The organism is Pseudomonas migulae NBRC 103157 (assembly GCF_002091715.1).
GTDB classification, from domain to species: Bacteria; Pseudomonadota; Gammaproteobacteria; order Pseudomonadales; family Pseudomonadaceae; genus Aquipseudomonas; species Aquipseudomonas migulae_A.
In genome coordinates this window covers 39672-52048 of record NZ_BDAG01000037.1, presented here as the reverse complement: position 1 = coordinate 52048, position 12377 = coordinate 39672, and the positions used below count along the sequence as shown (strand labels likewise).

The window sequence follows — 12377 nt, the reverse complement described above, 5'->3', positions numbered from 1 at the left end:
ATGAATCAGGAAGAACAATTGGGTGCTGCGGATCTGGCCTTGCTGCAATTGGGGCGCCGCTTGCAGGCGGACGGTTACCGCTTTATCACGCCCACGCCGCTGACCCATCAGCGGGTCAATGACCGCGCGTTCGGCCAAAGTGCCCGGACCCTGCGCGAAGTGTTCGGGTGGTCGCGGCCGTTCGAACCGGGGCTGTTGTCCACGGACGAACAGCGTCAATTGCAACAGGCGGGCGTTCTCGAAGAGAGCAATGGCCGGCTGAAAAGCCACGTACGCTGGTCCAGCCTCGATGACCTGTTGTTCGTGCATTCCGGATTCCCCACGGACGCGGCCGACGCGGTGTTCTTTGGCCCGGATACCTACCGTTTTGCCCAGTTGATTCACGCCCATCTGCAACAGAGCTTTGCGCCGGTCAGACGTGCCGTCGACATCGGCTGCGGCGCTGGCGTCGGCGCTATCGTGATTGCTCGCGCACGGCGTGAGGCCGAGGTGCTGGCGGTTGACATCAACCCGGCGGCGCTACGCCTGACGGCTGTGAACGCAGCGCTCGCCGAAGTGGCCAACGTCAGCATCGAAGCCAGTGATGTGCTGCAGGATGTCGACGGCACATTCGACCTGATCGTCGCCAATCCGCCCTACATGGCCGACCCCGCCGAGCGTGCCTATCGCCACGGCGGTGGGGCGCTTGGCGCGCAGTTGTCGGTGCGTATTGTCGAGCAGGCGCTGAACCGGCTGACCACAGGCGGTTCGCTGGTGTTGTACACGGGAGTGGCGATGGTCGACGGCTGTGATCCGTTTCTCGCCGCGCTGGCGCCGTACCTGGATTCGGCACGGTTCGGCTGGACCTATCGCGAGATCGATCCCGACGTGTTCGGCGAAGAGCTGTTGATGCCGGGCTACCAACGGGTGGAGCGAATCGCGGTGGTCGCGCTGATCGTCACGCGGCTTGATCCGGGCATCGGAGGAAGCGTTGAATCAGCCACGGGTGAGTGAGCCATGAACAAGAATCTGGATGACTACAACCGCATGCGTGACTTCTCGGCGACCTCCGAACCGGCCGCCAAACGTTCGGGCAAGAAAGCCGCGAAAGATCACGCCTTGCAGTTCTGTATCCAGAAGCACGACGCCTCGCGCCTGCACTACGACTTTCGCCTGGAACTCGATGGCGTGCTCAAGAGCTGGGCGGTGCCGAAAGGCCCCTCGCTGGACCCCAAGGTCAAGCGCCTGGCGGTGCATGTCGAAGACCACCCGATTGATTACGCCACGTTCGAGGGCAGCATTCCCGAAGGGCATTACGGTGCCGGTGACGTGATTGTCTGGGACCGTGGCGTGTGGATTCCGCAGGAAGACCCGGCCAAGGCCTACGCCAAGGGCAAGCTCAAGTTCGAGCTGCAAGGCGAGAAGCTCGGTGGCTTGTGGAACCTGGTGCGCACGCACATGCCGGGCAAGCAGGAGCAGTGGTTCCTGATCAAACATCAGGACAGCGCGGCCAAACCCGAAAGCGATTACGACGTGGTCGCCGCCGAGCCGGACAGCGTCCTCAGTGACCGGACCATCGTTGCAAAAAAATCGAAAGCGGCGGACAAGCCCAAACCTATCAAGAAACCGGCGCGCAAAGTTGCGGAAAAAAAACTGTCGGCGCAACTGACCGGTGCGCACAAAGCGGCATTGCCGGACCTGATCAAACCCGAACTGGCGACGCTGGTGGAAAAAGCCCCGGACGGCGAGTGGAGCTATGAGATCAAGTTCGACGGTTACCGGATCATGGCTCGCATCGATCATGGCGAGGTCAAGCTGTTCACCCGCAACGGTCACGACTGGACCCAAAAACTGCCGAAACAAGCCGAGGCGCTGGCATCGCTGCAACTGGAATCCGCCTGGCTCGACGGTGAGATGGTGGTGGCCAACGAGCAAGGCGTGCCGGACTTTCAAGCGCTGCAAAACGCCTTCGACACCGGGCGCAGCGGCAACATTCTTTACTACCTGTTCGACATGCCTTACCTCAATGGCGTGGACCTGCGCGAGGTGCCGGTCGAAGAGCGGCGGGTCGCGCTGGCGACGGTGCTCAAGCCCAATGAAAACCCGTTGCTGCGGTTCTCCGACGCGTTCGCCGAAGAACCCGACGCCTTGCTCAACAGTGCCTGCCAGATGCAGATGGAAGGGTTGATCGGCAAACGCCTGGGCTCGCCTTACGTGTCGCGTCGCAGCAGTGACTGGATCAAGCTCAAGTGCAAACATCGACAAGAGTTTGTGGTGGTCGGCTACACCGATCCAAAAGGGGCGCGCAATGCGTTTGGCGCGTTGCTGCTGGGGTTGCACGATCGTGACAGCGGTGAGCTGCGTTATGCTGGCAAGGTCGGTACTGGCTTCAACGAGACAACGCTTGAAAGCATCTACGAACAACTGAAACCGTTGCAGACGAAGAAGCCTTCAGTCGTCAATCCACCGTCCGGATTTGACGCCAAAGGCGTGCACTGGCTCAAACCCGTTCTGCTGGCTGAAATTGCCTTCGCCGAAATGACCAAGGAAGGCTCGGTTCGTCACGCCGTGTTCCATGGCCTGCGTGACGACAAACCGGCCGAAGACATCACCGAGGAACGACCGAAAGTGGTGAAGAAAAGCACGGCAGAAAAACCTGTCACCCGCCAAAGGAACGCTTCGGAAAAAGCCGCGCCGGCGCCGTCACAACTTGGCCTGGGCGAGGGCAAGGTGCGGATCACTCACCCGGACCGGATCATCGACGCCAGCAGCGGTACCACCAAGGTGCAATTGGCGGAGTATTACGCCGGCGTCGCCGAATGGATTCTGCCCGAATTGAAAGACCGGCCCGTGGCGCTGGTTCGCGCGCCGGACGGTATTGCCGGTGAATTGTTTTTCCAGAAAAACGCCGAGCGCCTGGCGATACCGGGGATCACCACCCTCGACAAGGAACTCACCGGCCAGCCGATCATGATCATCAACAGCGCCGAAGCGCTGATTGGCGCCGTGCAGATGAGCGCCGTCGAGCTGCACACCTGGAACGCCACGTCGGACAACCTCGACAAGCCAGACCGCTTCGTTCTCGACCTCGATCCGGACCCGGCGCTGCCATGGAAAAGCATGGTCGAGGCCACTCAACTGACGTTGTCGGTGCTGGATGAACTGGGACTCAGGGCTTTCCTCAAGACCAGCGGCGGCAAAGGCATTCACCTCGTGGTTCCGCTGACCCGCAAGCTCGGTTGGGATGAAGTGAAGGACTTCAGTCACGCCATCGTCAGCCACATGGCCAAGCTGTTGCCGGAACGGTTTTCCGCAGTTTCGGGGCCGAAAAACCGGGTGGGGCGGATCTTCATCGATTACCTGCGCAACGGCCTCGGAGCAACCACCATTTGTGCTTACGCCGCGCGCACCCGAGAAGGGCTGCCGGTGTCGGTGCCGATCTTTCGCGAGGAGGTGGCCGGGCTCAAGGGCGGCAATCAGTGGAACGTGCACAATGTGCATGAACGCCTGGCCGAGGTGGGCGACGAGCCGTGGGCCGACCTGAAGAAAACAAAACAGGCGATCACCGCCGAGATGCGGCGGCGTGTTGGGATGAAAAAGTAGCAGGATCTGAGTCCTGACGCTGTCCAAATGTGGGAGCGGGCTTGCTCGCGAAGAGGAAGTGTCAGTCGACATCCATGTCTCTGGTACACCGCCTTCGCGAGCAAGTCGGATCGCCGCACCGCCGCTCCCACATTTGATTTGCGATGCCCGCGAGGTTTGCGCCTGCCCCGGTCCGGCTTTTAGAACCGATAGTTCAAACCCTGCGTCAACGAATGCTCCGGTGCCGGTTCCGGCCCCACGGGTAGGCGCAGATTGGCGCGATGGACACGGTAGTGGCCCTTTAGTAGCATCGCGCGCTTTCCATAGCCTTCGCGTCAGGGACGATCCAATGCCGGTTTCCTCCAATCGCTCCACATGCGCCATTGCTGTCGCGGCGCTTTTGTCCGCTGTGCTCAGCGGCTGCGCCGTCAAAGACACGTACACCGATGCCACCGAGCCCGATGCCGCCAAGGTGCGCTTCATTGCCAACACCAGCAATGCGAAGCTCTACTACTACGATCCGGAGCATTGTGAGGGGCGAGTCACCGGTGAACTCAACAACCTGTACGCGCGTGATACCGAGCGCAGGGTGGGCATGAGTGTCGCGCCACCGGCCGATGCCAAGGGCTTTCTGGAGATCAAGGTCAAACCCGATCAGGATAATTACCTGCACCTGGGCACGAGTGGCAGCAACTGGGTGTGTGTCACCAGTTTGAGCCTGGCCCCCGAGCGCAATGCCGAATACGAGGTGACGCTGAATCTGCGCGACGGCCGTTGCGGCGTGCTGTTGAATCAGTTGAAGCGGATCGATGGAAGAGACGTGCGGTTGCCGATGCCGGTCATGGACAAGGGCCTGCCTGCCTGTGTCGGTCGCGGCACGTCATTCCCGATACTTCCGCCCGTGCTGCCCGACACGCCCCATCGGGTGATGTTGATCGACCAGATCTTCGACAGTGCGACCATCGCGCAGATGAAGCCGGACCCGGCCAAGGACAGCAGTGCGCGCTTCACGCCGGAAAAGCTCGACAAACTGATTGCCGAACGCAAGGCGAAGTTGGGTTTTACCCTGCCGGACGATTACTGGGCCCTGTACCGCCAGAACCTCATTGCCTTTGATGAAGAAGCGGCGGGAAACAAGGCGGAAACGTTCAAGCGTTACAGCGACAAATACCGTCTGCGCCTGCAACGTCTGACGGATCAGCAACTGGAACAATGGGCACACCCTGAGGACAAGGCGTCCAGGCCCACGCACTTTGTGGCGTCCGAGGAGCGCAAGACGATGACGAAGTTTTACGTCCAGACCAGCCAGAACCTGCTGCTCGAAACCATCAACCACCACCTCGACCGGATGGCGCAAATGGATCGGCAGTACGGGGTATGTGCACGATATTCAGAGTGCTGGAAGCGCTGACAGGGTGTCGGGCGGCGAGTAGCACTCGCCGCCCCGAACGACTATTGCTGGCCGCTGACTGCCGCCGCCAGCAGCGGCGCAGCTTGCTCATCGGTCAGCGCCGCATGAACTTCCATGCTCATTACGTCACTCCATTGCAGCACCCACTTTTGAATCTGTACGACATCATCGGTTTCTGCGATGCCAAAGCCCCTCGAACCCCCAACGGCATGCCAGCGCCCCAGCATCTTGACGCCTGAGGGCGGAGCTCCTCTGGTCTCGATGAAACGCTTGATCACGGTGTTACGGTTTTGCGGACTGATGGACCAACTGACCATGAATAACATTTGCCACCTCCTGCTACGGACTGGCACCTGTTGCTCTTCGCGCGCCTGGCTGGCGCCGGGACCACGGCCACGCCTGTTTCCCGCGTCATCCTGTCGGGTCTGAAACGATTGCTCCCTTGAGAAGGCATAGCAGCGCGCGGCGGTTCGCGTATGACCGCTGATCCTCTTTTATTGCGTCTGGAATTGATCGCGGCGCCTGATCGTCAGGCATCGCGCAACAGGTCGTTGGCGTTGAGCAGTTCGTAGGCGATTTCCGGACGTTTCTCCAGGCCGCGGCGAATGGCGGTGGGGATGGCCTGGCGGGTTTTGCGGCACAGGCCGGGCAGCTCGGCGATGGTGATGGCGATGCCACGCATGGTGCGGACCTCGTTGAAACCGGGGGCGACTTCTACCCGGATGCCCAGTTGCTCGTACATCCGTTGCTGCAGCCGTTCGAGGTCGCTCAGGCTCTGGAGATTTTCCAGGCGTTCGATCAGGCGCTTTTCCTCGGCGCGGGTCAGAAACAGGATGCGCAAGTCCGCGCCGGGTGTTTCCAGCAGCGGTTCGCGCTCGCAGATGCAGGCACCGGGCGGGCAGGGTTGGCGGATCGGCAGCGAGGTCGTCATGGGGGCAATCATAGAGCGCGGTGTGCTGGTTTGCCCATAGGGATCGCCGGTGTGCTCGAGGGGGCGACTCTCGCCACAGCATCGCGAGGCGGCTTTCAGGCCGCCTCGCTTTGGCTTTTGATCTGCCCCGTCACGCACCGAGCCTGTCCGTCAACCGGTGACTACCTCCATCGCCGCCGTAACGCAGCAACGGATATATACCCCATCAAAAAGCCCGCCAACTCCGACTCAGGCCAGCATCGACAACAACCCTCCCTGACGATCAAGTTTGGCGAGGTCATCAAAACCACCAACATGCGTGTCACCAATAAAAATCTGCGGCACGCTGCGTCGTCCGCTTCGGCTGAGCATCTCCTGGAACCTCCCCGGTTCCGATTGAACGTTAATTTCCCGAACCGCAATGCCCCGACTGGCAAGCAGTGTTTTGGCGTTGCGGCAATAAGGGCAATTGTCGGTGGTGTAGAGCGTCACAGTGTTCATATGCGTTCCTCCTGAATTGAAAGCCCTGATCAAACAGCGATCGCCGGAAAATCGATCTCGGTCAGGGCAACGTTATTGAGGTAATTAGTCAGGGTCTGCGACGCCACATGGCCGATCACTTCGACAATCTTGCTGTCGTCGATGCCAGCCGCCCGCGCCGCTTCGATCTGCTCGCTGCTCAAGTGGCCACGGCTTTCGGTGATTTGTCGGGCGAGGGTGGCGAACGCATTGAGCTGGCCGTCACGGGCGCTGAGGATGTCTTGTGCAGACAACCCGGCCTTGCCGGCAAACACGGTGTGGGCCGCCAGGCAATAGTCGCAACCATTCACCTGAGAGGTGGCGAGGGAGATCGCTTCTTTCTCGACGGCACTCAGCGACGTTTTACCGAGGGTCGCCGACTGTTGCAGATAAGAGGCAAGCACCGCAGGTGCATGGGCCAGCGTCTTGAAGACATTGGGCAGAAAGCCGATTTTTTTCTGCACGCCTTCAAGCAGCGGGCGGGTGGTGTCGGTGGCGTGTTCAAGGCTCAGGGTATTGATGCGGCTCATGGTGGATCTCCGTAGATGACTGCGCGGTGTGCGCTGGGTACGGAGTCCATGTTATTCACGAGGACTGGTCTATTGGGTGCAAATCGTCGAGGATATGCGACAGATCGTCCAAATTTGCACTCGGGAGCCTGCCAATGGATCGCTTGTCCACGTTGCTCAGCCATTTCGGCGTCAGTGCCGGAACCTTCCACAGCGGCACATTCTGCGGCACCACGGGTTTTGACGGTGAGCAGGCATATGGGCACCTACATTTGCTTAAGGCCGGTGAACTGACTCTCAAACTGGCCGATGAGCGCGACATCCAGCTCAACGAACCGACCCTGATTTTTTTTCCTCGGCCTTTCCGTCATCGCTTGTTTGCCGCTGAAACGTCTGACACACAACTGGTGTGCGCTTCTCTGACCTTCGATGGCGGAGCGGGCAATGCGCTGGCAGCAGCCTTGCCCGATTACCTGGTGCTGGGCCTCGATGAAATACCGAGCATGACCGGTACGCTGGACTGGCTTTTCAACGAAGCCTTCGGCGGTACTTGCGGTCGCGAAGCGATGATGGACCGTCTGTTCGAAGTGCTGGTCATCCAGTTGCTGCGGCACCTGTTGGCTAACCATCAGCAAAAAACCGGCATGATGGCCGGTCTTGCAGACCCGCGCCTGGCGCGCTCGTTGAGCCTGATGCATGACACCCCCGGCAACGCCTGGACCGTGGCTGAGTTGTCAGCGGCGGCCAACATGTCCCGGGCCAGCTTCGCCGAATACTTTCGTCAGGTGGTGGGGCAGACCCCGGTTGATTATCTGGTGAGCTGGCGCATCAGTCTGGCGCAGAAGCGTTTGCGTGAGGGCAAGTCCATCGCACTGATTGCCGATGAGGTGGGCTATGAAAGTCCTTCGGCACTGGCTCGGGCGTTTCGGCGCAAGACCGGCGTCAGTCCGCGTGAATGGATGCGCAACGGGAAGGAACGGTAGTTTTTTGTCGTCGGCCATTCGGCGAGGTGCAGAGTCCGGTTTTTAATGCCTCAGACAGGGCACTCATGCCCACGCTTGAGCCCTTTCACATGAATAGAGAGAGCTGGATTGAAAGGCATTTATTGGCGTTATTTTGACGCCATTCTCCATAGGGTTTTATTTTTATTTATTGTGGTGACAGACCATTGACGTAATGGCGATGTGCTTATAGGCTCCAAGTAACTGGGTAACGAATCCTTCATTCGATAACAGGAAAACCCTGTGTGCAGGGAGGCGGTCATCATGCGTTCATCACTGGTTATCAAATCCGTTTTGTTCTGTGTGCTCTTTAGTGGTGCGGCCATTGCCAACGCTCACGTGACCAATTTGGCCCATGAAATTAACCGCATAGCCGATTCCTGCGCAGGGGCTGGTCCAAAAACGGGCAAGGTCGTCGAAGTGCAGGCCGGTGCCCCTTCTCCTGTTGCAACCGGCCATGGCGCGCCGGTTCCGGTCAGCGATATTTCCTCGGTTGATACTGCAAAAGATCAACTCGACAGTCTAATCAACACTGTCGCCAAGGCGGGCGTAACCGTCAATAGTTCTTCCTGTGACGGATTAATGGCGCAACTAAATACTGACAATTTCGCGGCAGATTTAGAAACTCAGACTAAAGTGTTGAGTGGGGGAGCTGATGCTTTCACCCATCAACCCAATGCAGTTCCGCTGTCTGCTGCTGCCTGGTTGTTTTCGTCCGCATTGTTCGGTTTCGTTATGGTCGCCAACCGCCGGAAGGTGTAGCTAGCAGATTGTTTTTACTGACGATTAAGTGGCGCATTGATACTAGTGATTGATGTCAGTTTGATGTGTCAGTGGCGGGCGATGTAGTGGCTGAATGACGGACTCTATTGAACAGAGTGCTATTAATTTGGCGTACAAACATCGGGGGCAACATGTTTAACGACAAGTTACTGTTAATTAAAAAACTTCCCTCACTACAGTCCGTCCTGCAGCTAATTGATACGTCGGGTCGACGAAAAATGCCCCCCGCCAGCCGCAAAAAAATGCTCGTTGAATGGGGCCTGGGCGAAAAAATCTGCGAGCGTGATTTGCCCCCGTTTTTGTGTGAAACTCTTGGCAAGGCTACTTAGGCGGAGGGATCCCGATGTTACGTTTCTGGTTACCTGTAGTCTGCGCGCTGGCTGTCCTGCCCAGCATTTCCAGTGCCGTTGCAAACGACGCGGCATACCTGTTGAGTCCGGGCGACAAGCTCAATGTGTCTGTTTGGGGCGAAGACAAGCTCAAACAGGATGTGATCGTTCTTCCCAATGGAAGCATCACCTTCCCGCTGGCAGGGCAGGTCGATGTTGCGGGACTCGATACCACCGCAGTCGAAGAGAAAATAGCCGCCAAGCTTGTAAAGTTCATACCCGATCCGCAGGTGAGCGTCGTTGTTACGAGCACCGAAGGCAATCTCGTGTACGTGCAGGGTAAGGTCGTGAAACCCGGCCCTGTGCACATGTCCGGTCAAACGTCAGTGCTGCAGGCATTGAGCCAGTCGGGCGGTCTCGACAAATTCGCCGCCAAGGATGACATCAAGGTCGTGCGACTCAACGGGACCAAGCAAGAGATCCTGCGCGTCAACTACAGCAAGTTGATGTCCGGGGATGACATGTCCACCAACTTTCTACTTAAAGCCGGCGATACGCTGGTCGTGCCTTAGCCTTGCGCGATGCACTAGGGATTACTTTGCTTGCGCTTCGAACTACCGGAATTGCCACGGCAATCCTCATCCTTCCGTGCTCGGGTATGGCCTATGCGGCTACCTGGCAAACAGCAATCGCGGTGCCTTCGACTGTCGAGTACGACAGCAACCCCTTGTTGCTGACGAGTGATGAAAAGGGCGTGACCCGCACCATCATCGCCCCCGATCTCAGCCTTGTCGGCACTTCCGGACGGGATGAGTTCCAGTTCGGTCTCGGGGTGTATGTCGTGCGTTCGTCCGATACCGACATCGTGTCAGACCGTGAAGACCCCCGGCTTAAATTCGGGTGGCACCGCGAGACTGAAACCGGTGGTTATGGACTCACGGCCCGCTATGAAGAGAGCTCAACGCTTTCCACCGAGGTTCAGGAAACCGGCGTGGTGGCTTCCGACGGCACGCAAAAGCTTTATACCGTGGGTGGCAACTGGCGTAGTGCGCTCAGCGAGCGAACCACCCTGCTCAACGAAACTGACTACACTCATGTCACTTACGACATTCCTACCCTGATCAACTATGACGAGTTGGCAAGCCGTTTCACTTTGACCTATGCATGGAGCGAGCGGGTCGAGCTGTTCACCCGTGTTGGCGTGAGGCGTTATGAGCCGGATGAGGGGACCGCAGCGTCGTCCTCGAATAGCTACACCCCCACGGTTGGCCTGAATTTCCAGGTCTCCGAGGCATTGAAGGGGTCGGTGTACGCGGGCGTCAATCAAGTCTCCGGCACGGGGGACGGTCCCACAGGGGAGGGCGGGGTAAACTTGCAGTATACCGGTGAGCGCTTTGAAACCAGCTTCGACGCCAGCCGCAGCACCGTCGCCAGCGGGGACGGTGGATTCGTCGAGGCCGATAGCCTGAAAGGCTCCGTCAGTTACCTCATCGATGAAACCCGACGCACCGGTTTTGATGCTTCCTGGCAAGACACCAAGGGGCAGACGCCCAATACCCTGGTCAATTACAGCGCCTGGGTCAGTCAGGAACTCTCGCCTTTTTGGAATGCCCGCCTATTCTTCACTTACAAAGAACGCAAGCAGGACAGCTTGCCGGATGCCAGCGCAAATGTCGTCGGGTTGACCTTGACTTATAGTTACCCCGGTCTCTGAAATTCAGCTTTGTGATGATCTATGACTACTGAATACGAAATGTCGGTCAACGACTACATTGCAATCATCAAGCACCATGCGGTGCTGCTGATCGTCAGTTGCGCGGCGATACTTGGCATCAGCATTGCGGTCGCGATGTCACTCCCTCCCACCTTTGAATCTTCCGGCACGATTCTGATCGAGTCGCAGCAAATCTCGCCTGAGCTGGTCGCGGCCAACAACGGCACCTTTGCCGATGAGCGCATCGAAGTCATTCGCCAGCGTGTGATGACCCGAGAGAACCTGAAAGCGATCATCGACAAATACAATTTGTTTTCTACTGGCCGGAATTTGAGCGCTTCCGAGAAAATCGACGAAATGCGCAATGCGATTGGCGTCACCCTGGTCAGCGCCGCGGTCAAGGGGCGCGGGGAAGTGACGATTGCGTTTCGCCTTTCCTTTGAGCACCGCCAGCCCGAGATTGCCACCCAGGTGGCCAACGAACTGGTGACGCTGTTCCTGAATGAAAACATCAGGCAGCGCACCGAGCGTGCCAATGAAAACACAGAGTTCGCCAAGCAGGAGGCAGACAAGCTCGAGGTTGCCCTGAATGCCCAGGACAGTCGCGTGGCGAAATTCAAGGAGGAGCACAGCGACGCGCTGCCCGAGAATCGGGAATTGCTCACGAACATGTTGACGCGCGCCGAAAACGACCTCAAAGACGTCGACCGTGACTACAAGGCGGCCCGTGAGGAATTGCGTTTTAACGAGTTGGAGCTTATCGCTGCCAATACCGGCGGGGCGACGAAGCCTGGAACGCTGGGTGTAGCCGCTGACAAACCGCAGGATCTGGGCAGCCTCAAGGCGGAGTACGCCCGTTTGCAGACGCTGTATACCGAAGCCCACCCCGATGTGCGTGCAGTGAAACGCAAGATTGCGGCACTTGAGGCGAACAAGTCGGGGGCGGGGAGTGGGGCAGTGCCCGTCAATATGGATGTAGCGAAGGCTCAGGCACGGATCGCCGCCACTGAGACTCGTATCAGGTCACTGGCCGATCAGAAGCAGCAGACGCAGCAGAAAATAGCTGAATACGAGGCGCGGATCATTGAAATACCTCAAGTCGAACGCGGCCTGATCACGCTGATGCGCGACCATGACAACGCGAAAAAGAAATATGAGGAGATGCGCGCCAAAGAGATCAACGCAAGAATTTCCGAAGCCCTGGAACAGGAAAACAAGGCCGAGCGTTTTGTTCTCCTGGAATCGCCGCTGATGCCTGAAAAGCCGATCCGGCCCAACCGTAAGAAAGTGGTCGCCATGGGCTTCGTGCTTGCCCCGGTGGGCGCTGGCGCGCTGGTGATGCTTCTCGAAATGTTGAGTTCGCGCGTGCGCGGGGCTGAAGCCCTGGCCAGTGTGCTGGGCAAACGCGTACTGGTTTCCATTCCCTACATTCACACCATGGCCGAGCTGGAACTCCGCAAGAAGTGGCGAACGCGCCTGATCGTGTGCGCCGTTTTGCTGTTCGTGATCCTTCTGGTGCTCGTGCACTTCCTCTACATGCCTCTGGATCAGCTGGCGTTCAAAACGCTGGGTCGGTTTGCGTAAGGAATACAGACATGGAAATTATCAAGCCCGATACCGAAAACACCGAGCCCAAGAAC

At 58.5% G+C, this 12377-nt stretch carries 12 protein-coding genes; 8 read left to right on the top strand and 4 right to left on the bottom strand.

The window, feature by feature from the left end; all coding sequences use genetic code 11:
* From PMI01S_RS23835 to PMI01S_RS23825, 3 genes are all read left to right on the top strand, one after another.
* A complete protein-coding gene (locus tag PMI01S_RS23835; protein ID WP_084322598.1) occupies positions 1–993 on the top strand; it encodes a methyltransferase in 993 nt (330 codons plus the stop codon).
* A gap of 3 nt (positions 994–996) precedes the next feature.
* Complete coding sequence (ligD, locus tag PMI01S_RS23830) at positions 997–3582, top strand: DNA ligase D (protein ID WP_084322597.1); 2586 nt, start codon at positions 997–999, stop codon at positions 3580–3582.
* 328 nt (positions 3583–3910) lie between these two features.
* The gene (locus PMI01S_RS23825; RefSeq protein WP_084322596.1) at positions 3911–4972 is read left to right on the top strand and encodes a hypothetical protein; all 1062 of its coding nucleotides are present in this window, start codon (positions 3911–3913) and stop codon (positions 4970–4972) included.
* A 41-nt stretch (positions 4973–5013) separates the two neighbouring features.
* Here the strand turns inward: PMI01S_RS23825 and PMI01S_RS23820 are convergent, their stop codons facing one another.
* From PMI01S_RS23820 to PMI01S_RS23805, 4 genes are all read right to left on the bottom strand, one after another.
* A complete protein-coding gene (locus tag PMI01S_RS23820; protein WP_084322595.1) occupies positions 5014–5298 on the bottom strand; it encodes a DUF3303 domain-containing protein in 285 nt (94 codons plus the stop codon).
* Positions 5299–5501: 203 nt separating this feature from the next.
* Positions 5502–5903, bottom strand: a complete 402-nt coding sequence (locus tag PMI01S_RS23815; protein WP_084322594.1) for a hypothetical protein — start codon at positions 5901–5903, stop codon at positions 5502–5504.
* Positions 5904–6131: 228 nt separating this feature from the next.
* Positions 6132–6383 carry a glutaredoxin 3 gene (gene grxC / locus PMI01S_RS23810; protein ID WP_084322593.1) on the bottom strand — a complete coding sequence of 84 codons (252 nt, stop codon included), beginning with the start codon at positions 6381–6383 and terminating at the stop codon, positions 6132–6134.
* 29 nt (positions 6384–6412) lie between these two features.
* A complete protein-coding gene (locus PMI01S_RS23805; protein WP_084322592.1) occupies positions 6413–6931 on the bottom strand; it encodes a carboxymuconolactone decarboxylase family protein in 519 nt (172 codons plus the stop codon).
* Positions 6932–7065: 134 nt separating this feature from the next.
* Between PMI01S_RS23805 and PMI01S_RS23800 the strand changes: the two genes are divergently transcribed.
* From PMI01S_RS23800 to PMI01S_RS23780, 5 genes are all read left to right on the top strand, one after another.
* Positions 7066–7893: an AraC family transcriptional regulator gene (locus tag PMI01S_RS23800; RefSeq protein WP_084322591.1), complete on the top strand. Its 828-nt coding sequence runs from the start codon at positions 7066–7068 to the stop codon at positions 7891–7893.
* A 282-nt stretch (positions 7894–8175) separates the two neighbouring features.
* Positions 8176–8673: a hypothetical protein gene (locus tag PMI01S_RS23795; RefSeq protein WP_084322620.1), complete on the top strand. Its 498-nt coding sequence runs from the start codon at positions 8176–8178 to the stop codon at positions 8671–8673.
* Positions 8674–9037: 364 nt separating this feature from the next.
* A complete protein-coding gene (locus tag PMI01S_RS23790; RefSeq protein ID WP_084322590.1) occupies positions 9038–9595 on the top strand; it encodes a polysaccharide biosynthesis/export family protein in 558 nt (185 codons plus the stop codon).
* 26 nt (positions 9596–9621) lie between these two features.
* Positions 9622–10737, top strand: coding sequence for a porin family protein (locus tag PMI01S_RS23785; RefSeq protein WP_084322589.1), 1116 nt, complete (start codon positions 9622–9624; stop codon positions 10735–10737).
* 21 nt (positions 10738–10758) lie between these two features.
* Entirely contained in the window at positions 10759–12321 is a 1563-nt protein-coding gene (locus PMI01S_RS23780; RefSeq protein WP_084322588.1) for a GumC family protein, read from the top strand.
* Positions 12322–12377 lie beyond the last annotated feature (56 nt).

Bases quoted from the DNA above. Each gene is read 5' to 3' on its own strand.
- PMI01S_RS23820 (WP_084322595.1), bottom strand. From the start codon at position 5,298: ATGTTATTCATGGTCAGTTGGTCCATCAGTCCGCAAAACCGTAACACC.
- grxC (WP_084322593.1), bottom strand. From the start codon at position 6,383: ATGAACACTGTGACGCTCTACACCACCGACAATTGCCCTTATTGCCGC.
- PMI01S_RS23825 (WP_084322596.1), top strand. From the start codon at position 3,911: ATGCCGGTTTCCTCCAATCGCTCCACATGCGCCATTGCTGTCGCGGCG.
- PMI01S_RS23790 (WP_084322590.1), top strand. From the start codon at position 9,038: ATGTTACGTTTCTGGTTACCTGTAGTCTGCGCGCTGGCTGTCCTGCCC.
- PMI01S_RS23815 (WP_084322594.1), bottom strand. From the start codon at position 5,903: ATGACGACCTCGCTGCCGATCCGCCAACCCTGCCCGCCCGGTGCCTGC.
- PMI01S_RS23800 (WP_084322591.1), top strand. From the start codon at position 7,066: ATGGATCGCTTGTCCACGTTGCTCAGCCATTTCGGCGTCAGTGCCGGA.
- PMI01S_RS23795 (WP_084322620.1), top strand. From the start codon at position 8,176: ATGCGTTCATCACTGGTTATCAAATCCGTTTTGTTCTGTGTGCTCTTT.
- PMI01S_RS23780 (WP_084322588.1), top strand. From the start codon at position 10,759: ATGACTACTGAATACGAAATGTCGGTCAACGACTACATTGCAATCATC.
- PMI01S_RS23835 (WP_084322598.1), top strand. From the start codon at position 1: ATGAATCAGGAAGAACAATTGGGTGCTGCGGATCTGGCCTTGCTGCAA.
- PMI01S_RS23805 (WP_084322592.1), bottom strand. From the start codon at position 6,931: ATGAGCCGCATCAATACCCTGAGCCTTGAACACGCCACCGACACCACC.
- ligD (WP_084322597.1), top strand. From the start codon at position 997: ATGAACAAGAATCTGGATGACTACAACCGCATGCGTGACTTCTCGGCG.